Source organism: Mesorhizobium sp. CNPSo 4684 (assembly GCF_057784315.1).
Genome location: NZ_JBWLUX010000010.1, coordinates 1 through 19,398 on the forward strand (window position 1 = coordinate 1; position 19,398 = coordinate 19,398).

At 63.1% G+C, this 19,398-nt stretch carries 24 protein-coding genes; 8 read left to right on the plus strand and 16 right to left on the minus strand.

Going from position 1 to position 19,398, the window contains the following annotated elements; genetic code table 11:
* Positions 1–353 precede the first annotated feature (353 nt).
* Entirely contained in the window at positions 354–1,487 is a 1,134-nt protein-coding gene (locus AC04SG_RS10800) for a DNA methyltransferase (RefSeq protein ID WP_488551011.1), read from the minus strand.
* A gap of 189 nt (positions 1,488–1,676) precedes the next feature.
* Between AC04SG_RS10800 and AC04SG_RS10805 the strand changes: the two genes are divergently transcribed.
* The gene (locus AC04SG_RS10805; RefSeq protein ID WP_352560033.1) at positions 1,677–2,366 is read left to right on the plus strand and encodes an HAD family hydrolase; all 690 of its coding nucleotides are present in this window, start codon (positions 1,677–1,679) and stop codon (positions 2,364–2,366) included.
* A 25-nt stretch (positions 2,367–2,391) separates the two neighbouring features.
* Here AC04SG_RS10805 and AC04SG_RS10810 read toward each other — a convergent pair whose 3' ends face one another.
* The 7 genes from AC04SG_RS10810 to AC04SG_RS10840 all read right to left on the minus strand — a co-directional run bounded on the left by AC04SG_RS10810 (position 2,392) and on the right by AC04SG_RS10840 (position 5,676).
* Complete coding sequence (locus AC04SG_RS10810; protein WP_488551012.1) at positions 2,392–2,808, minus strand: DUF1801 domain-containing protein; 417 nt, start codon at positions 2,806–2,808, stop codon at positions 2,392–2,394.
* A gap of 12 nt (positions 2,809–2,820) precedes the next feature.
* A complete protein-coding gene (locus tag AC04SG_RS10815) occupies positions 2,821–3,285 on the minus strand; it encodes a DUF1801 domain-containing protein (protein ID WP_488551013.1) in 465 nt (154 codons plus the stop codon).
* A gap of 5 nt (positions 3,286–3,290) precedes the next feature.
* On the minus strand, positions 3,291–3,512 hold the full coding sequence (locus AC04SG_RS10820; RefSeq protein WP_488551014.1) for a hypothetical protein: 222 nt from the start codon (positions 3,510–3,512) through the stop codon (positions 3,291–3,293).
* Positions 3,513–3,537: 25 nt separating this feature from the next.
* The gene (locus tag AC04SG_RS10825; RefSeq protein WP_112564249.1) at positions 3,538–3,930 is read right to left on the minus strand and encodes a VOC family protein; all 393 of its coding nucleotides are present in this window, start codon (positions 3,928–3,930) and stop codon (positions 3,538–3,540) included.
* 67 nt (positions 3,931–3,997) lie between these two features.
* On the minus strand, positions 3,998–4,423 hold the full coding sequence (locus tag AC04SG_RS10830; protein ID WP_488551015.1) for an SRPBCC family protein: 426 nt from the start codon (positions 4,421–4,423) through the stop codon (positions 3,998–4,000).
* Complete coding sequence (locus AC04SG_RS10835) at positions 4,420–4,743, minus strand: ArsR/SmtB family transcription factor (RefSeq protein ID WP_112563924.1); 324 nt, start codon at positions 4,741–4,743, stop codon at positions 4,420–4,422. The genes AC04SG_RS10830 and AC04SG_RS10835 overlap by 4 nt, the downstream gene beginning before the upstream one ends.
* 204 nt (positions 4,744–4,947) lie before the next feature.
* Positions 4,948–5,676: a hypothetical protein gene (locus tag AC04SG_RS10840; RefSeq protein WP_488551016.1), complete on the minus strand. Its 729-nt coding sequence runs from the start codon at positions 5,674–5,676 to the stop codon at positions 4,948–4,950.
* 128 nt (positions 5,677–5,804) lie between these two features.
* Here AC04SG_RS10840 and thrC point away from each other — a divergent pair, with 128 nt between their 5' ends.
* Genes thrC through AC04SG_RS10860 form a run of 4 tightly spaced genes read left to right on the plus strand, consistent with a single transcriptional unit; the run spans position 5,805 to position 12,017 of the window.
* Positions 5,805–7,202, plus strand: coding sequence for a threonine synthase (gene thrC, locus AC04SG_RS10845; RefSeq protein ID WP_488551017.1), 1,398 nt, complete (start codon positions 5,805–5,807; stop codon positions 7,200–7,202).
* A gap of 14 nt (positions 7,203–7,216) precedes the next feature.
* Positions 7,217–8,509, plus strand: a complete 1,293-nt coding sequence (locus tag AC04SG_RS10850) for a M16 family metallopeptidase (protein ID WP_488551018.1) — start codon at positions 7,217–7,219, stop codon at positions 8,507–8,509.
* Positions 8,510–8,529: 20 nt separating this feature from the next.
* Positions 8,530–9,126 (plus strand): GNAT family N-acetyltransferase, encoded by a 597-nt coding sequence (locus AC04SG_RS10855; RefSeq protein ID WP_192256360.1) that lies wholly within the window; start codon positions 8,530–8,532, stop codon positions 9,124–9,126.
* A gap of 2 nt (positions 9,127–9,128) precedes the next feature.
* Positions 9,129–12,017, plus strand: coding sequence for an EAL domain-containing protein (locus AC04SG_RS10860; RefSeq protein WP_488551019.1), 2,889 nt, complete (start codon positions 9,129–9,131; stop codon positions 12,015–12,017).
* Positions 12,018–12,047: 30 nt separating this feature from the next.
* On the opposite strand, the gene AC04SG_RS10865 is transcribed toward AC04SG_RS10860, so the two are convergent.
* Positions 12,048–12,656 carry a YqgE/AlgH family protein gene (locus tag AC04SG_RS10865; RefSeq protein ID WP_023668405.1) on the minus strand — a complete coding sequence of 203 codons (609 nt, stop codon included), beginning with the start codon at positions 12,654–12,656 and terminating at the stop codon, positions 12,048–12,050.
* Positions 12,657–12,871: 215 nt separating this feature from the next.
* On the opposite strand from AC04SG_RS10865, the gene AC04SG_RS10870 reads away from it, so the two are divergent.
* From AC04SG_RS10870 to AC04SG_RS10880, 3 genes are all read left to right on the plus strand, one after another.
* Positions 12,872–13,678 carry a protein-disulfide reductase DsbD domain-containing protein gene (locus AC04SG_RS10870; RefSeq protein WP_488551020.1) on the plus strand — a complete coding sequence of 269 codons (807 nt, stop codon included), beginning with the start codon at positions 12,872–12,874 and terminating at the stop codon, positions 13,676–13,678.
* Between the two features lie 110 nt (positions 13,679–13,788).
* Positions 13,789–14,265: a peroxiredoxin gene (locus AC04SG_RS10875; protein ID WP_112563912.1), complete on the plus strand. Its 477-nt coding sequence runs from the start codon at positions 13,789–13,791 to the stop codon at positions 14,263–14,265.
* 69 nt (positions 14,266–14,334) lie between these two features.
* Positions 14,335–14,814 carry a DUF2938 domain-containing protein gene (locus AC04SG_RS10880; protein ID WP_488551021.1) on the plus strand — a complete coding sequence of 160 codons (480 nt, stop codon included), beginning with the start codon at positions 14,335–14,337 and terminating at the stop codon, positions 14,812–14,814.
* Positions 14,815–14,816: 2 nt separating this feature from the next.
* Here the strand turns inward: AC04SG_RS10880 and AC04SG_RS10885 are convergent, their stop codons facing one another.
* The 7 genes from AC04SG_RS10885 to ispH form a co-directional block, all read right to left on the minus strand.
* A complete protein-coding gene (locus AC04SG_RS10885) occupies positions 14,817–15,476 on the minus strand; it encodes a hypothetical protein (RefSeq protein WP_488551022.1) in 660 nt (219 codons plus the stop codon).
* A 92-nt stretch (positions 15,477–15,568) separates the two neighbouring features.
* A complete protein-coding gene (locus AC04SG_RS10890; protein WP_488551023.1) occupies positions 15,569–15,880 on the minus strand; it encodes a type II toxin-antitoxin system RelE/ParE family toxin in 312 nt (103 codons plus the stop codon).
* Positions 15,870–16,151 carry a ribbon-helix-helix domain-containing protein gene (locus AC04SG_RS10895; RefSeq protein ID WP_112563904.1) on the minus strand — a complete coding sequence of 94 codons (282 nt, stop codon included), beginning with the start codon at positions 16,149–16,151 and terminating at the stop codon, positions 15,870–15,872. The genes AC04SG_RS10890 and AC04SG_RS10895 overlap by 11 nt, the downstream gene beginning before the upstream one ends.
* A 96-nt stretch (positions 16,152–16,247) precedes the next feature.
* A complete protein-coding gene (locus tag AC04SG_RS10900; RefSeq protein WP_488551024.1) occupies positions 16,248–16,823 on the minus strand; it encodes a histidine phosphatase family protein in 576 nt (191 codons plus the stop codon).
* A 30-nt stretch (positions 16,824–16,853) separates the two neighbouring features.
* Positions 16,854–17,399, minus strand: a complete 546-nt coding sequence (gene rnhA / locus AC04SG_RS10905) for a ribonuclease HI (RefSeq protein WP_112563900.1) — start codon at positions 17,397–17,399, stop codon at positions 16,854–16,856.
* Complete coding sequence (locus AC04SG_RS10910) at positions 17,396–18,358, minus strand: homoserine kinase (RefSeq protein ID WP_488551025.1); 963 nt, start codon at positions 18,356–18,358, stop codon at positions 17,396–17,398. The genes rnhA and AC04SG_RS10910 overlap by 4 nt, the downstream gene beginning before the upstream one ends.
* Before the next feature lie 7 nt (positions 18,359–18,365).
* Positions 18,366–19,376 (minus strand): 4-hydroxy-3-methylbut-2-enyl diphosphate reductase, encoded by a 1,011-nt coding sequence (gene ispH / locus AC04SG_RS10915; protein WP_488551026.1) that lies wholly within the window; start codon positions 19,374–19,376, stop codon positions 18,366–18,368.
* Positions 19,377–19,398 lie beyond the last annotated feature (22 nt).

Consider the following 19,398-nt stretch of genomic DNA (forward strand, 5'->3'; position numbering starts at 1 on the left):
GCCGGTCAGCCACCCCACCACAAACCGAAGCCGCTCATCCATGATGCCAGTCTCTCGCCAAACCATCGCCGGTCCTCCCGGCGAGGGAGAAAACTGTCACCCATCTAATCGGTCCATTCTGTTACCCATCTATCCGGTTCGGACACCGGACATTTCTCCCCGTATAGTGACGGGGAGAAAGGGGCAGCCGAAACCCCGGCGCCTTCATTGCTAACAGTCGCAATTGGCGAAATCGCCGATGACAGCGCCCCTCTCCCCCTCGCTATACGGGGAGAGGATGCCGGCAGGCAGGTGAGGGGCGGCGCTGACGCGTGGTATATTGCCGATTACGGCTTTGGCTTTTTGCGCCTGGCTCAGGCCCCTGCCCGCTCCATGCCGAGCCTGGCGATGCGGCGCAATTCGTCGATCGGGGTCAGGCCGCCAGAGCGCTCATAGTGCCAGAAGGTCCAGCCATTGCAGGCGTCCAGCCCCTGCACTTCGGCGCCGATCTTGTGGATCGAGCCGGCGCTGTCGCCGATCGCCACCGTGCCGTCGGCGCGCACCTTGGCGGCCCAGCGCTTCTTGGAGTCATAAAGCGTGGCGCCGGCCTGCATCAGTCCGGTGTCGAGGAGGCTGACAAAGGCGACGCGCGGCTCGGCACGCTTGCCGGTGAGCACGGTGAGATCGGCGCCCTCCAGCGGCCGCACAGCATCGATGCGCTCATTGGCGGCGTCGATATAGGCCTGCTCGCGCTCGATGCCGACGAAATGGCGACCGAGGCGCTTGGCGACGGCGCCGGTGGTGCCGGAACCGAAGAACGGGTCGAGCACGATGTCGCCCGGCTTGGTCGAGGCCATCATGATGCGGGCAAGCAGCGCTTCCGGCTTCTGCGTCGGATGCAATTTGTCGCCATTGTCGTTCTTCAGCCGCTCGCCGCCGGTGCAGATCGGAAACAGCCAGTCGGAACGCATCTGGATGTCGTCGTTGGAGGCTTTCATGGCTTCGTAGTTGAAGGTGTAGCCCTTGCCCTTCTGGTCGCGAGAAGCCCAGATCATGGTCTCATGCGCATTCTGGAAGCGGCGGCCGCGGAAGTTCGGCATCGGGTTGGTCTTGCGCCAGACCACATCGTTGAGGATCCAGAAGCCGAGATCCTGCATCTTGGCGCCGACGCGGAAAATGTTGTGATAGGAGCCGATGACCCAGATGGTGCCATTGGGCTTCAACACGCGGCGGGCCGCCAGCAGCCAGGCACGGGTGAAGGCGTCATAGGCCTCGAAACTCTCGAACTGGTCCCAATCGTCGTCGACGGCATCGACCTTGGACTGGTCGGGCCGGTGCAGGTCGCCGTCGAGCTGCAGATTGTAGGGCGGATCGGCGAAAATGACGTCGATGGATTTTTCCGGCAGCCGGTCGAGTGCGGCGACGCAATCGCCCTTGAGGATGGTGTCCAGCCACTCGGATTGCTGGGGAGCGTGAGAAAGGTCGTCGAGAAGACGCACGGCAGACATTTTTACACCCAAAGCACGCGTTACTGTTTACTCCCCGTTATGGTTACCGATCAGCGTAAATATTCGGTGAAGGACGCAACCGACCCGGCAGCCCTGATGTCGTTAATTTGCGCAGCCCGGCCCGTTGGTGTATGTCGCGCCGCTTGAGCCCTGCCGGGCCTCCATCACCCTCCCTCGTTCCGGATTGCCATGCCCCAGCCAGATCTTGTCATCTTCGATTGCGACGGCGTGCTCGTCGATTCCGAAATCATCGCCGCCCGCGTCGAGGCCGAGCTGCTGACGCTGGCCGGCTTCGAAATATCGGCCGAGGAGATCGCGGAAAGCTACGCCGGGCTGACCTTCAAGGACATCATGATGCGGGTCGAGGCGAAGTCGGCGATACCGTTCCAGGCATCGATGATCGACCGCGCCGAAGAGCTGGTCGACCGCAAATTGCGCAGCGATGTGCGCGCCATCGACGGTGCGCGCGAGGCTGTGGCTGCGGTAACAGCGCCGCGCTGCGTCTGCTCGAATTCACGCTCGGAGCGGATCGAATTCATGCTGGAGAAGGTGGGCCTGCTGCCGTTCTTCGCCGGTCGGATTTTTTCAGGCCTGGAGATACCGAGCAAGAAGACCAAGCCCGCGCCTGACGTGTTCCTGGTCGCAGCGGAGAAACTCAACGCCGATCCGGCAAACACCTTCGTCATCGAGGATTCCGTGCATGGCGTCGCCGGCGCCAGGGCTGCGGGCATGCGCGTGATCGGTTTCACCGGCGCCGCGCACAGCTATCCCGGCCAAGCCGACGCGCTGACCGAGGCCGGCGCCGAAACGGTCATCCGCCGCTGGGCCGAGCTAGGCGGCACGATTGCGGCGCTGTCGGAGTGGTCGGCCGACGCCTGAGAGCTCAGTCCTTGGCCTTAGCGGACTAGGCTCGCGCCGGTTTCTTCTTTGCCCTGTTATAGGCAATGGCGGCGCGGACGAGCGCTTTCAGCGCATCCGCATCGATCTCGTCGCACTCGGAAACGTCGATCGCCCGCCACACCTTGCCGCCAAAGCCGTTGTTGAACAGCTTGCCGGGGTCCGGCAGGCTGGCGCCGTGCGAAAAGGTCAGCTTCACCTTGTCCTTGTGGGCGTTGCCGACGGCGATCATGCCGTCACGTGACCATACCGGGCTGCCCATCCACTTCCACTCCTCGATGATCTCAGGATCGGCATCGAGGATGGTCTTGCGCAGGCTGGCGAGTGTTTTGCCGCGCCAGTCATCCAGCTCGCGGATCCTGGCATCTATCCGCTCGGAGGCAGAGGGTCCTGCCTCTGACTTGTACGCACCGCTGGTCTTCATGGTCTCCTCCGTTCACATCTTCTCGCCGGGCAATTTACTGGCCTGCTTCACCCAGCTGGCAAACCTGGCCTCGTCGATCTCTTCGCCTTCATGAATGTCGAGATAGCGCACTTCCTTCTGCCTGGAGCCGCCGGGAGGAATGGGATCCAGCAACATGCCGCGGAAGAAGGCGACTTTGACGTATCTGGTGAAGCAATGCAGGCTGAGGAACCAGCCCTCGCCCTCGATGCCATAGAACGGTGAGTTCCACTTCACCGCCTTGTAGACGCTGGGAACGGCGCCGACGATGAGCGCGTCGAGGCGGCGCCCGACATCGCTTTTCCAGCCCGGCATGGCCGCGATATAGGCTTGCACGGGGGCATCCCCATAGGCCTTGGCGATCTGCGGGTTGCCGCCTGAAAGCAGCGCTGGCTGGCCGGACGTTGGCTTGGCCGTGACCGGCTTTGCGACCTTCGATTTTCCGGGCGCCTTGGCCATCGTCGCTACCCTTGCGCGCGCTGCTCGCCGTGCGGCCGGGCGACATAGGGCAGCACGAACATATAGAGCCCGCTGAACAGCAGCAGGAAGAGCGGCAGTAGCGGCGAATAGACCACCCATGCCGGAGGCTGCCCGAATGCCATGGCGATGAAATTGGCTGCCACGGTCGCCGTAAAGATGATCGACAGCCAACGGTGGGTTTGCCTTATCCACTTGTTCCAGTTCATTGCCACCTCCTCTTGAAACGAGCGCTTACCAGCGTGCCAGCTGGGTGATCTGGATGAGATTGCCGCAGCTGTCGTTGAGCTGGGCGATGGTCGAGCCGGTTACTTCGGTCGGCGCCATGGCGAACGCACCGCCGCGCCCCTTGATGCGCTCATAGTCGCCCTTGATATCGTCGGTGAACAGCATGAGCGCGGGCTGACCCTGCTTGAAGATGGCCTGCTGGTAGGTTTTGGCGGCCGGATTGTCGTTGAGCGCGAGTTGCAATTCGGTTCCCTCGGGCTCATCGGGTGAGGTTACGGTCAGCCAGCGAAAAGGCCCATTGCTGAAATCGGCCTTCACGGCAAAGCCCAGCACGTCGGTGTAAAAACGCAGGGCGTTGTCCTGGTTGTCCACGTAGACGCTGGTCAGCTTGATCTTCATGATTTTCTCCTTTGTGCGCTCGGTGGGCCCGCAATCAGGGCATGGCGCCGACTTGTACCGGCAGGCCTCAATCTGGCTTCGCCAGAAGCTGCTCCAGCTTGGTGAGGAACTGCTGCCACCCGACCCTGGCGCCGCCATAGGCCTGTTTCTGATCGGGACGGAAGCCGGACTGCTCGACGCGCAGATGGGTCCCGGTGCTCGTGGGCGTGAGTGTGAACGTCACCACGCTCTTCAGATTGTAGGCCGCATCCTCATGCGCAAAATCCCAGCTGTAGGACAGCGTCCTGTTTGGTTCGATGGCCAGCACCTCGCAATCGAGCACGCCGCCCCAGTCGCCGCGAAGATTGAAACTGTGGCCGATGACAGGCTTGAAATCGTTCTTCATGAGCCACTCCTCCATCAGATGCGGCTGCGTCAACGCGCGCCAGATCTTTTCCGCCGGCCAGGGTATTTCGCGTTCGACGACGACGGTGCGCAGTTCCGGCTTGCTCACTGGTCCATCCTTTTCAGCAGATCCTCGAGATGGTCGAAGCGGCTCTCCCAAAACCCGGTCATCTGAACTGTCCAGTCGGTCAACGGAGCGAGCGCGCCGGGCTGCGCGCTGTAATGGGTCTGCCTTCCGGCGTGGCGGTCGAGCACCAGTCCGGCCTGCTTCAGGACGCCCAGATGCTTCGACACCGCCGGCTGCGAGACTCCGGACTGCGCCGTCAGCGCTCCCACTGTCTGCTCACCCTGGCGGCACAGGCGCTCGAAGATGGCCCGCCGGGTCGGGTCGGCAAGCGTTCTGAACAGAGTGTCGTGGGCGTCTGGCATCTGGATCAATAACCTGCGAGCTATTGATTGACGTATAACCGCCGAGATATGAATGAGTCAAGTGCGCCGGCGCAATGGACCAGGTTCCAAGGCGCACACGCCAAGCCACCTGCAGACGCATTCCTGCAGGGTCATGGTCAGATCGTTTGATCTTTCAAAGAGTTGACAGCCACCGCCGCAACAGCGACGACGCCCAGGTGCGGCTTAGTTCGTGGCGGGAGCTCGCTTCTTCTTGCCGGACTTCTTGTCCGCCGCCGCCGGCGCAGTGTCGTCATAGCCGGCATATACCTGGTAGTCCTTGGCAGAGGGCTCGGGCACGACGACGTTGGAATCGGTGAAGACGAACTGGGTGGCGGTCGAGGGATCGCTGACCTGGATCTGATAGGGGTGGATCTGCGAATAAAGCACGTCGGTGCCATGCATGACGGCGATGCGGATAGGCATGGTGATGGTGCCGGGGGTGAACATCGGTCCCGGCACGACCTTGCCGGCAACGCCAACCTTCATCGTCAGCTGACCGTTGGCACGGCTGCAATCGCGGCTCACATCGCTGATCGAGGCCTGGTAGATGATCTTGGTCGGATCCTTGTTCGGGTCGACGATGGTGCCATCCGGCGCCGTCTGCGCGGCGGCAGCGGCCTCGGCATCCTGCGCGGCGTCGACCTTTTTCTTTTTCGGTTGCGACGCGCCCTTGGCGTAGGTGTTGAAATAGGCGGTGCCGTCACGCAAAGTCACTTTCGGACAATAGGCCTGCAACTGGCTGGCGAGCACCTTGGGATCCTGCGGCGGTATCGGCGCATTCGGGTCGGTCTTCTTGCCCAATCCGAGGTTGAGGATGCCATTGTCGCTCGATTGGCAGCCGGCGGCGGCAAGCATAAAGCCGGTGAGCGCCAGACCCGCGACAACGCGACGGTCGAACTTGTAAAACGCCATGAAACTGCACTTCCCTCTCGCAAAGCTGGTGACGTATAGCAATGGCGCGGCAAAAATGCGACTGAGCCAGCGCAGAAATTAACCACTCTGTGGTGAACGGAAACGCCAAGCGGCAACGGGTCTGTGACATGCAATATGTGAGTACTCGCGGGGAAGCGCCCGCGCTGGGATTTTCCGACGCGGTGCTGGCCGGACTGGCACGCGACGGTGGGCTCTATGTGCCGCGAGAGTGGCCGCAATTTTCGGCAGCCGAGATTCGCGCCATGCGCGGCCTGCCCTATGCCGACCTCGCCATCCGCGTGCTGACGCCGTTCCTCGACGGCGAGATCGCAGCCCCCGTCTTTGAGCGCCTGGTGCGCGAAGCCTATGCCACCTTTCGCCACCAGGCCGTCTGCCCGCTGGTGCAGACCGGTCCGAACGCTTTCATCCTCGAGCTCTTCCACGGTCCGACGCTGGCTTTCAAGGACGTCGCCATGCAGCTGCTTGCCCGGCTGATGGACCATGTGCTGGCTGAGCGCGGCCAGCGCGCCACGATCGTCGGCGCCACCTCGGGCGACACCGGCGGTGCAGCCATCGACGCCTTTGCCGGCCGCGACCGCACCGATATCTTCGTTTTGTTCCCGCATGGCCGCGTCTCGCCGGTGCAGCAGCGGCAGATGACGACATCGACGGCGGCCAACGTCCAGGCGTTGGCCATCGAAGGCAATTTCGACGATTGCCAAGGGTTGCTGAAGGACATGTTCAACGACCACGCCTTTCGCGATAGTGTCTCGCTGTCGGGCGTCAATTCGATCAACTGGGCCCGCATCATGGCCCAGATCGTCTATTATTTTTCCTCGGCGCTTTCGCTCGGCGCGCCAGACAGGCCTGTTTCCTTCACCGTGCCGACAGGCAACTTCGGCGACATTTTCGCCGGTTACGCCGCCAAGAAGATGGGCCTGCCGATCGAGCGGCTGATCGTCGCAACCAACGACAACGACATATTGGCGCGCACCTTCGCGACCGGCGAATACCGCACCAAAGGTGTGTTTGCGACGACCTCGCCATCGATGGACATACAGGTGTCGTCGAATTTCGAGCGGCTGTTGTTCGAGGCCTCCGACCGCAATGCCGAAACGGTGCGGCGCTATATGGCCGGACTGAAACAGTCCGGCGCCTTCACCATCGAAACGGCTGAAATGGCCAGGATGCGGGCCGAATTCGATGCCGGCCGGGCTGATATGGATGAGGTCGCCGCCACCATCCGCTCGACGCTGGAATCAAGCAACTACCTGCTCGACCCGCACACCGCCGCGGCCGTGCATGTCGCCGCCGGCAAGGCTGACGGCGCGGTGCCGATGGTGGTTCTAGGCACGGCCCATCCGGCCAAATTCCCGGCGGCTGTCGAAGCCGCCTGCGCCGTGTCGCCGGCCCTGCCTGCATGGCTGGGGTCCTTGATGTCAGCCGACGAAAAATACACGGTACTTCCATCCGACCTGAAAATGGTGGAAGATTACGTGAGCCGCCACTCAAGGGCAGCGCGTTAGGGAGTACTTGCCATATGGGTGTTGAGGTAAGCCGTCTGTCGAACGGCCTGACAGTCGCCACCGAAACCCTTCCAAGCCTCGAATCCGTTGCCCTTGGTGCCTGGGTCAAGTCGGGCGCTCGCAATGAGCGTGACGAAGAACACGGAATGGCCCATCTGCTCGAGCATATGGCCTTCAAGGGCACGAAAAGGCGTAGTGCCTTCGAAATCGCCTCGGAAATCGAGGATGTCGGCGGCGAGATCAACGCCGCAACCAGCGTCGAGACGACATCCTACTATGCCAGGGTGCTGTCCGACGACGTGCCGCTGGCGGTCGATATTCTTGCCGACATCCTGCAGGAGTCCGAGTTCGACCCGCAGGAGCTGGAGCGCGAGCAGCATGTGATCCTGCAGGAGATCGGCGCCGCGCACGACACGCCCGACGACATCGTCTTCGACCGTTTCACCGAGACGGCGTTCCGCCATCAGACGATCGGCCGCTCGATCCTCGGCACGCCGGAAACCGTCAAATCCTTCACCTCCAAACAGCTGCACGATTTCATCGAGCGCCAATATGGCGCCGAGCGGATGGTGGTCGTTGCGGCCGGCGACATCAAGCATGACAATTTCGTGCGCGAGGTGGAAAAGCAGCTCGGCAGCTTCCGCAGCAAGGCCGACAGCACGATGCCGCAATATGCGCAGTATGTTGGCGGCGATTTCCGGGAGGATCGCGACCTGATGGACGCGCAGATCGTGCTCGGCTTCGAAGGCCGCGCCTATCATGTGCGCGACTTCTACGCCTCGCAGGTGCTGTCGATGATCCTCGGCGGCGGCATGTCGTCCCGGCTGTTCCAGGAGGTGCGCGAAAAGCGCGGCCTGTGCTATTCGGTCTATGCCTTCCACTGGGGCTTTTCCGACACCGGCGTTTTCGGCGTGCATGCCGCGACCGGACAGAGCGACATTGCCGAACTGGTGCCCGTCATCATCGACGAACTGCAGAAGGCCGGCGAAAACATCCTGCAGGAAGAACTCGACCGGGCGCGCGCGCAATACCGCGCCGGACTGATCATGTCTGCGGAAAGCCCGGCCAGCCGCGCCTCGCAGATCGCCAGGCAGCTGCTTTTGTTCGGCCGGCCGATCGCCAAGGAGGAGTTGATGGAACGACTGTCGGCACTGACCGTCGAGCGGCTGACCGACCTGTCGTCACGGCTGTTTTCGACCAAGCCGACGCTGACCGCCGTCGGCCCCGTGGGTACGCTCGCGCCCTATGAGGCGATCCTCGATTCGCTTGCGGGCACGCACACCACGGCCCGCAAGCTCGCCGTCTAAGTCCCCTCAAGGCACGCCCCGTGTTTGCGCTCCCTTTCTTTCGCCGAGACCTGCCGGCACTGAAGGGCGACCGGGTCACGTTGCGCGTGCCCTACACCAACGACTATCGCGAATGGTCGGCGCTGCGCGGCGAAAGCCGCGGCTTCCTCGAACCGTGGGAGCCGCGCTGGACGCCCGATGAGCTCGACCGCACGGCCTGGCGGCTGCGCATCGGCCGCTACCGCGAAGATTATGCGCAGGGCACCGCCATCGCCTTCTTCATCTTCGAGAAGGCCAGCGGCAAGCTCGCCGGCGGCATTACGCTGGGCAACATCCGCCACGGCGTCTCGCAGAGCGGCCATGTCGGCTACTGGATCGGCGAGCGGTTTGGCGGCCGCGGCCTGATGACCGACGCGGTCAAGGTGGTCTGCCGCTTTGCCTTCGATACGCTGAGGTTGCACCGGATCGAAGCTGCCTGTATTCCCGACAATGCCCGGTCGATCCGCGTGCTTGAAAAAGCCGGATTCCGGCGCGAAGGACTTTTGCGATCCTACCTCAGGATCAACGGCATCTGGCAGGACCATTACCTCTACGCCCGGATCGCGGACGATCCGCCGGGCGCTGGAACGAAGGACTGATTTTGACGAATTTCCTGCGAAACGGGTCGCTGTTTGCCTTTGTTCTGGCGGCTGTCGTCACGCTCTGCGCGGCGCTCCCGGCCTTCGCTGTCGAACCGATCAAGATTGCCCGCGACGATATCGCGCTCGACCTGTCGCGCGCCGTCGAGATCTACGTCAATCAGGGCGAAAACTTCCAGGTGTCGACCGCGCCCGGCCCCGACGGCATCGTGCGGCGCATCGAGGTCGAGGCCAATGACGCGCGCTCAAGCGGTGACTGGGCGGTGTTTGCGCTCGCCAACACCACCGACCAGCAGCTCGACCGCCTGATCGTGGCGCCGCATTTCCGGCTGGTGAATTCGGGCATCTTCTGGCCCGATCTCGGCGCCACCCGCATCGCCGCGATCACACCCAGCGAGGGCTTCGCGCTCGACCGCCAGTCAAGCTCCGACGCCGACGTGTTCCGGGTGACGCTGAACCCGGGAACGGTGATCACCTTCATCGCCGAACTCGCCTCGCCCAAGCTGCCGCAGGTCTATCTCTGGGAGCCGGAAGCCTACAAGGACTCGGTCAATTCCTATACGCTGTTTCGCGGCATCGTCATCGGCATTGCCGGCCTTTTGGCGTTGTTCCTGACCATCCTGTTCGTCGTCAAGGGAACCTCGATGTTCCCGGCGACAGCTGCCTTAGCCTGGGCGGTACTTGCCTATATCTGCGTTGATTTCGGCTTTTTAAACAAGATCATAGAGATATCGCCCGGCAATGAGCAGATGTGGCGGGCGGGAACGGAGGTGGCGCTTGCAGCGACCTTTGTGGTGTTCCTGTTCGCCTATCTCAACCTTAACCGATGGCACGGCCATTTCAGCTATGGCGCGGTGGTCTGGATCCTCGGCCTGTTGCTGATCGCCGGTGTCGCCATCGTCGATCCGGCCGTCGCCGCCGGCATTGCCAGGCTGTCCTTCGCCGCCACGGCACTGACCGGGCTTGGCCTGATCATCCTGCTCGGTATTCGTGGTTACGATCGTGCGATCATGCTGGTGCCGAGTTGGGTGATGGTGCTGCTCTGGCTATGCGGATCGTGGATGGCGATCACCGGCATGCTCGACAACGACATCGCCCAGCCGGCATTGGGCGGCGGGCTGATCCTGATCATCCTTTTGATCGGCTTCACCGTCATGCAGCACGCCTTTGCCGGCGGCGCGCTGCATCAGGGCCTGTTCTCCGACCTCGAGCGCCAGGCGCTGGCGGTGGCCGGCTCCGGCGACACGGTGTGGGACTGGGACGTGCTGCGCGACCGCGTCGTCACCAAGCCCGATGTCAGCATCCAGCTTGGCCTTGCGCCCAATAGCCTGGGGGGTGCGGCCCGCAACTGGCTGCCGGTGCTGCATGCCGACGACCGCGACACGTTCCGCACCACGCTCGACGTGGTGCTGGAACACCGGCGTGGCCGGGTGTCGCAGAATTTCCGCCTGCGCGGGGCCGACGGCCACTACCACTGGTTCTTGCTGAGAGCGCGGCCGGTGATCGGCTCGGACGGCGAAGTGATTCGCTGCGTCGGCACCATGGTCGACGTCACCGAGCAGAAAAAGTCCGAGGAAAGGCTGCTGCACGACGCCGTTCACGACAATCTGACCGGCCTGCCCAACCGCGAACTTCTGATGAACCGGCTTGAAGCCATCATCTCGATCGCGCGCACCGAAGAGAAGGTGCGGCCGACCGTCTTCGTCATCGACATCGACCGGTTCAAACAGGTCAATGACGGGCTTGGCATCTCGGCCGGCGACACCATCCTGCTCACCATAGCGCGCCGGCTGCACCGGCTGCTGAAGCCGAAGGATTCGCTGTCGCGCTTTGCCGGCGACCAGTTCGCGCTGATGCTGCTGTCCGAACAGGACCCGTCCCGCATCGCGGCGGTGGCGGACGCCATCAAGCACGCGATCAACAATCCGATCACCTTCGCCAAGCGCGAGATCGTGCTGACTGCCTCGATCGGCCTGATCACCTGGACTTCGGCGCAGACTTCGGCCGAGGACATGGTCAAGGACGCCGAGCTTGCCATGCACCAGGCCAAGCGCTTCGGCGGCGACAGGATCGAGCCGTTCCGGCCGGCCTTCCGCACCGTCGGCACAGACCGTCTGCAGTTCGAATCCGATCTGCGCCGCGCCATCGAGCGGCGCGAATTCACCCTTGCCTACCAGCCGATCGTGCGGCTCGAGGACGGCAGCATTGCCGGCTTCGAAGCGCTGCTCAGGTGGGACCACCCGCGCCGCGGCATGATCCCGCCCGGTGATTTCATTCCGGTCGCCGAGAGCTGTGGCCTGATCGTGCAGCTTGGCCTGTTTGCCATGCAGCAGGCGGCCGAAGACCTCGCCGGCTGGCAAAAGCAGATCGGCGACACGCCGCTGTCGGTGTCGGTCAATCTGTCCAGCCGCCAATTGATCCGCCGCGACTTGGTCAGCGATGTCCGCTCGGTCATCGCGCGCGCCAATCTCAAGCCGCGCTGCTTCCGGCTCGAACTCACCGAATCGCTGGTGATGGACAATCCCGAGCAGACCTCGCATGTGCTGACCAAGCTGAAGCAGCTCGGCATCGGCCTGTCGCTCGACGATTTCGGCACTGGCTATTCGTCGCTCGCCTATCTGACGCGCTTCCCCTTCGACACCATCAAGATCGACAAGAGTTTTGTCGATGACGCGACGCCGAAACGCGCTGTGCTGCTCAAATCCATGGTCAATATGGCGCACGAGCTCGGCCTGTCAGTGGTGGCCGAGGGCATTTCCGACGAAAGCGATGCGCTGGAACTGCGCCAGATGGGCTGCGAATACGTCCAGAGCTTCATGTTCGGCGCGCCGATGCCCGGCGACCAGGTGTTGAAGGCGCTGAAAGAGCAGTACCCGATGACGCAGGCTTAGAGGCCGTTTGGCCTCTGGGTGGCTGCCAGGTCAGGCGTGCCCGGCCGCCAGGCTCAAATGCGCCAGGTCGATGCCGATCGAGGCGAGGATGCGGTCGTATTTGCGTTCGATGTCGGCGTCGAACAGAAGCTCCGGCGTGGCTGGGCAGGTCAGCCAGCCATTCTCGGCGATCTCGGTTTCCAGCTGGCCGGCGCCCCAGCCGGAATAGCCGAGAGCCATCAGCGCGCGCCGCGGGCCGCGACCGGACGAGATGGCGCGCAAGATGTCGACGGTGGCGGTGAGGCAGATGTCGTCGGAGACTGTGAGCGAGGATTCCACCCGGTAGTCGCCCGAGTGCAGCACGAAGCCGCGGCTGCGGTCGACCGGGCCGCCATTGCGCACGACGAAGTCGCGCGCCTGCGCCGGCAGCCGGATCGCCTCCTGCTCGTTCATGATGCCGAGCTGCACCAGGAGGTCGGGAAACAGCATTTGCTGCGTCTGGTTGATGATCAGGCCCATGGCGCCTTCGTCGCTGTGCGCGCAGATATAGATGACCGAGCGCGTGAAGCGGTCGTCCTTCATGCCGGGCATGGCAATCAGGAACTGGTCGTCGAGAAAGCCGCGTCCGCCGGCCGTCTTTTTGTGGCGCAACAAGTCCATGGAGCGGAGCGTAACGCGTTTCCTGAGCGCCGAAAAGGTGCGCCGCGCGCGATTCGCCCAAAGCCCAATAGCTGGAACAACGGATTCCTGACTACCATGTTCCCCCGACGGAATGCTTGAACTCGACTGTCCCTCGCCCAAAAGTCACGCAAATATGATACGCAGAGCGCCATGAAAACATTGCGCGGCCATGAACTGACGATCAAATCACCGCCATGCAAAGCTTGAAAATCCTGCTGCTCGGCGTCGCCATCGGATGCGGAGCAGCCCTTCCCGCCGCGGCTTCCTCTTCGGACTGGTACAACAGCGAAGGCGGCAAGGTGCGGCTGGTGACATCAGGCAAGGCCGACGGCGCCGGCCGCATCCATGGCGTGCTCGACATTGCGCTCAAGCCCGGCTGGAAGACCTATTGGCGCGACCCGGGCGATGCCGGCGTGCCACCGCAGATCGATGTCTCGGCCAGCACCAACATCACCGATGCGGCGTTTTCCTTCCCGCCGCCGCAGCGCCATGACGACGGCTACGGCAAATGGGCCGGCTACAACCATCCGGTTTCGCTGCCGGTGACATTCACCCTGTCATCGCCTGGGGATGCGGCCGTCATCGATGCCGACATTTTTCTCGGCATTTGCGAGACGATCTGCATTCCGGTGCAGACGCGGTTGAGCGTCGATCCCGCCGCCGATCCCGACAATGCCGAGGATGCGGCTCTGGTGAAGGCGGCCCTTGCCACCTTGCCCGCCCCTGCCAAAGCCGATTTCGGCATCAAGATCCTGCCCGGCGACCACGAGACGCTGGTTGTCGAGGCGACTTTTCCCGGCGATCCGGAGGCGGCGGATTTCTTCGTCGCCGGCGAGCGCGACTACATGTTCGGGGCGCCTGCGCGCAGCGAAAAGGACGGCCGGCTGGTGTTTACCATACCGATCCTCGACCGACCGTCGGCGACACCGACCGATGGCGGGTTGTATTACACCCTGACAAGTGCGGAAGGCGCGGTCGAGGGCGTTCTGCCGTTCCCCTGATACAAGCCCCGATCCAGGCTTTCCCTTGATCCAGGCCTTGTCGGCGGTTGCGGGAGATGCCTGATTTCGCTATCGCAAGAAACCTTCCCTGCTTTCACACGAGGACCATCATGACCATTGCCGTTGGCGACAAACTGCCCGATGCGACCTTCAAGGAAATGACCGCCGACGGCGCCAAGGTGATCACCTCGGCCGAGATTTTTGCGGGCAAGAAGGTGGTGCTGTTCGGCGTTCCCGGCGCCTTCACGCCGACCTGCAGCAACAACCATCTGCCGGGCTATCTCGAGAACCACGACGCCATCCTGGCGCGCGGCGTCGACACCATCGCCGTCGTCTCGGTCAACGACGTCCATGTGATGGGCGCCTGGGCCAATTTCACCGGTGGTGAAGGCAAGATCCTTTATCTGGCCGATGGGACTGGCGACTTCGCCAAGTCGGTCGGCCTCGATTTCGTAAGCAACGATATGGGGCTGCGAGCGAGACGCTTTTCGATGATCGTCGACAATGGCAAGGTAACCGCGCTCAATGTCGAGACCAAGCCCGGTGTCGACACGTCGGGTGCGGCTCACATTCTGAGCCAGCTGTAATCCCGGATTGCCATAACCTGGCGATCGCGCCTGCCTGGCGCGATGGTCTGCTTTTGGGGGACCTCGACGATGTTTGACATCATCTGGCGCAGTGTTGCGATCGGCATCGGCGCCACGGTGCTGATAGACCTGTGGGCGCTGTTCCTGCATCTGGCGCTCAGTCAGCCACGGCCGAACTGGGGGCCGCCCGGCCGCTGGGTCTGGCATCTCCGGGACGGCAAGGTTTTCCATGACGACATCGCCCACGCCGCGCCCTACGCGCATGAGACGGCGCTGGGCTGGGCGTTCCACTATTTCACCGGCATCGTCTACGGCATCATCCTGGTGGCGCTGGTGGGCAAGGCGTGGCTGGACGCACCGACCTTCCTGCCGGCCTTCATTCTCGGCATGGTCACTATTGGTGCCGGCTGGTTCCTGCTGGCGCCCGGCATGGGCGCCGGCTGGGCGGCTTCAAAGCGCCCCAATCCGATGCAGATCCGCGCCTTCAACGTGATTTCGCACACGGTGTTCGCGCTCGGCCTCTACGGCACGGCCCTGCTGATCCGCTAACCCTATTCGCTGACGGTGCGTGGCTTCATCGCGGCGACAGTGTCGATGATTTCCTGACGCAGCGCATCTTTCTCCGCCTCGAATTGTTCCCGCGTGATGCTGCGCCCGCCGGTGGCGGTGACGCCGAATTCCTCCAGCACGGATTCATGGCGCGCCTTCCATCGGATCACGTGCCCGGTCATCGCATGGGTGAGCGCCGGCACCGAGCCGGGATGCGCCGGCAGGCCGCAGGATTGCGTGGTCCGCGCATCCGCCGCCAGCATGACGACGTTCCAATCGTCGAAGCCGATGAGATCCATCTGGGCATAGAGGAACGCGCCATGCTCACCGTCCCAGATCGGCTGGTCGATGACCAGAAAGGGCATGGCGCGGCAATAGCCATGGCGCGCTGCCATCTCGCTGTTGAAGGTCTCGGTGCGCACCTGAAGCCGGTACCTGGCCGCGGCGAAAAGAGCGATGTAGTCGTCCGCCGTGCGCATGATGTTGCGCTGATCGTCCGACGCGAAGCCGGCCTCGCGCAGGAAGGCGCCGATCTTCGGATCGTCCCAGAGTTCCTTCGAGAAAACGCGCCTCACGCCATCGGCATCCGGCGTCGGACGCATCATTTTCTTGAGATCGGCAAAGCTGCGCTGCTGCTTGCCGAAAGTCCTGCGTCCGAACATCGCCGCGCCTCATCGCCAAGGTCGATTGCGCCGTTCTATTACCCAGGGATGAAATCGACTTTAACGCAAAGCCTAGAATTGCTGGCTTCTGGTCAGAACAGATGGCGCAAGTCTCTTCGCCCGTCCACGACGCGTACTATCTCGACGCACTCGACTAAGCCGTCGTCTGTGTCCGGGATCGTTTCGTAAAGCAGCAGGAACGGCGCCTCGACCAGCATTCGGGTTGAGGGACGGATGTCGGGTCGCCTCACGCCCATGCGTGGCTGATCGGCCAATTGCATGGCCCGCGACTCCAGCCGGTCGTAATAGCGGTCGGCTGCTCGAAGGCTTTCGCCGCCTATTGTCAGATAGATGTCAATCAGGTCAGCTCTGGCCGCTGGCGACCAGACTACCCTAGCGGCCATTCGACGAGGCTTTCACCAGCCGCTGCCGAGCTTCCTTTCTCAGCGCGTCAAAGTCTACAGGCTCCGGCTTCCCGCTTGCCTTGCCTTCATCCCATAGCTGACGCAGCCGGCGCACGTCCTCTTGTCGAAGCTCGCGCTTGGTGAGCCAATCACGCATCGCCTCGCGCACGATCTCACTCGTGGTGGCGTATTCACCCGCTTCCACTGCCTCGCGCATGGTCGCCGCCTGTTGCGGCGTCACGGCCACGCTTATCTTTTCCACGTTTGCCATAGGATCTTACTCTTGCTCTAAGGTAGTAAATAATACTCCTTTTGCTCCTCTCCAACAATCCGATTGCTGCACTGCGGACTGCCGCTTCTGGCCGCATCAGCGGCCGTCGATCGGTCGCCATCCGTGGAGGATGCTGCGCGCGCCGATGTCATAGGCGAAATAGTTGCCGCCGCCGGCCGGCTGATCCGCCTCGCGGCTGATCTCGCGATTGCTGAGTGAAAGCAGCAGCAGCGTTCCGACGCCACCATGGCCGACGAAAGCAATATCGCCGCCAACGGCGGCGTCTAGTACAGCCTCGACCTCGCTCACAATGCGCTGCTGGGCATCGATGGCGCGCTCCCAACCGCGAATGCTTTTGTGCGGATTGGCGAAGAACCGGTCGGCGACTGCCTCAAACTCCGGCGGTGGCAGGAAGCCGGTTGCCGAGCGGTCGTTCTCATGCATGCGTTCGCGCACCTCGACCGTGAGGCCAAGCTGCCTGGCCAGTATCTCAGCGGTTTCTATCGCCTTGCGCTCCGCCGACGAGACGACACGCCGGATCGAGCCGACCCATGGCTTCTCGAGCATGGCCAACGCCCTCGCCCGTCCGATCTCGGACAGTCCCCATTCCGGCACGGGAACGTTGGCGTCGATCTGAACCTGGGGATGGGTGATGTAGTATGCAATCGGCACGGGTGAGGTTTCCTGCCGGGAAGCCTAAACTCAATAGCTCTGGGTCGAGCGCCGCGCTCTCGGGGTTGCCGGCTGCTTGGCCGGCGCGGCCGGCTTCAGCGCGGCTGCAGGCTTCGGGGTTGCAGATGCGGCCGAGCCCTTCTTGAACGGCGCCATGCCTTCCCTTGCGAGTTCGTCGGCGCGTTCGTTCTCGGTGTGGCCGGCATGGCCCTTGACCCAGTTCCAGGTCACCTTGTGACGCCGGTTGGCCTCGTCCAGCGCCTGCCAGAGCTCACCGTTCTTGACCGGCTTCTTGTCGGCGGTCTTCCAGCCGTTCTTCTTCCAGCCATGGATCCACTTCGAGATGCCGTCCATGACATATTTGCTGTCGGTGTGAAGCTCGACGGCGCACGGCTCCTTCAGCGCATTCAGCGCCGAAATGGCGGCCAGCAGTTCCATGCGGTTGTTGGTGGTCTCAGCCTCGCCGCCCGACAATTCCTTGGTCTTGCCGTTGAAGCGCAGGATGGCGCCCCAGCCGCCGGGACCGGGATTGCCCGAGCAGGCGCCGTCGGTGAAGATTTCAACCTGCTTGGTCATGTCAGTCCATATTCCGAAGGGGAGCTGATGGCGCGGTGGAAGCGCATGCGGCGGATATATTCGGTCGGATCGCGCTTCATGACCAGCCCGCCATCGGGAACGGTCAGCCAGTCATAGAGCCGGGTCAGCATGAAGCGCAGCGCCGAGCCGCGCGCCAGCATCGGCAGCGCCGCCTTCTCACCGTCACTCAAGGGCCGCACGCTCTGATAGCCGGCCAGCAGCGCCGTGCCCTTGGTCAGATTGAAGGAGAAATCCTTCTCGAAACACCAGGCGTTGAGGCAGGTGGCGACGTCATAGGCGTAGAGGTCGTTGCAGGCGAAATAGAAGTCGATCAGGCCCGACAGTTTTTCGCCGAGGAAGAAGACATTGTCCGGGAACAGGTCGGCATGGATGATGCCCGCCGGCAGGCCCTGCGGCCAATGGCGTTCGAGATCGGTGAAATCGGCGTCGACCTCGGCGGCCAGTCCCGGCTCGACCTCATCGGCGCGCTCGCGTGAGGCGTTCCAGAGCTTGCGCCAGCCGTCGATGCCCAGCGCGTTGTCGCGGGTCATCGCAAAATCCTGGCCGGCGAGATGCAGGGCGGCCAGCGCTTTGCCGACTTCGCCGCAATGCGCCGCTGTCGGCCGCCGCAGCGACAGGCCTTCGAGGAAGGTGATGATGACCGCCGGGCGGCCGGCCAGCGTGCCGATGACAGTGCCGTCATGCGCGGTTACCGGCAGCGGGCAGGAAATCCCTTTGCGGGCGAGATGCCCCATCAGACCGAGGAAGAACGGCAGGTCGGCCTTGTCGACGCGCTTTTCGTAGAGCGTGAGGATGTAGGAGCCGCTCGATGTGTGCAGCAGAAAATTCGAATTCTCGGTGCCCTCGGCAATCCCCTTGTAGGACAAGAGGTCGCCGACCGGATAAGCCCTGAGGAACGCGCCGAGTTCGCCCTCGTTGACATCGGTGTAGACCGCCATGGGCTGTTCACGCGGCTCCGTTGACGAAGGCCATGTCGGCCCGCGTCAGTTCGACATCGCGCAGAACCCGCATGACTGGAAAATCCTCCGTTTCGGTCGCGGTGATCGCAAGATCGATGGTCACCTCGAAGCGCTGGCGGAAAGCGTCGATGATCTCGTCGACGATGATCTCCGGCGCCGACGCGCCGGCCGACAGGCCGAGCGTCGAAATGTCAGTGATGTCATTCCACGGAATTTCGGAAGCGCGCTGTACGAGAAGCGACATGGTGGCGCCGGCGCGCTCCGCCACTTCGACAAGTCGGCGCGAATTGGAAGAATTCGGCGCGCCGACAATCAGATAGAGATCGGCGCCGGCAGCGGTGTCCTTGACCGCTTCCTGGCGGTTGGTGGTGGCGTAGCAAATCGATTCGGCGGCCGGCGCATGCAATTGAGGGAAGCGCTCCTGCAGCGCCCGGATGATGCCGGCGGTGTCTTCGACCGACAGCGTCGTCTGGGTGACGAAGCCGAGCGCCTCAGGGTTGACCGGCGCAAAGGTAGCGGCGTCGGCTTCGGTCTCGATCAGCGTCACGGCGCCTTCCGCCAACTGGCCCATCGTGCCGATCACCTCGGGATGGCCGGCATGGCCGATCAGAAGCACATGGCGGCCGAGCCGCTGGTGGCGCATCGCCTGCTTGTGCACCTTCGACACCAGCGGACAGGTGGCGTCGAGATAGAAGAGTTCGCGCGCCTGGGCGTCGGCCGGCACCGATTTCGGCACGCCATGGGCCGAAAACACTACAGGCGACTTGCGATGCTCGGGCGGGATCTCCGACAGTTCCTCGATGAACACCGCGCCCAGGCTTTGCAGGCCTTCGACGACATAGCGGTTATGCACGATCTCGTGGCGGACATAGACCGGCGCGCCATATTTCTTCAGCGCCAGCACGACGATCTGGATGGCGCGGTCGACGCCGGCGCAAAAGCCGCGCGGCTGGCAGAGCCGGATCGTCAGAGGAGGTTTTGTGGCGGTCTGCAGCATGATTCCGGATCGGTTGATCGTA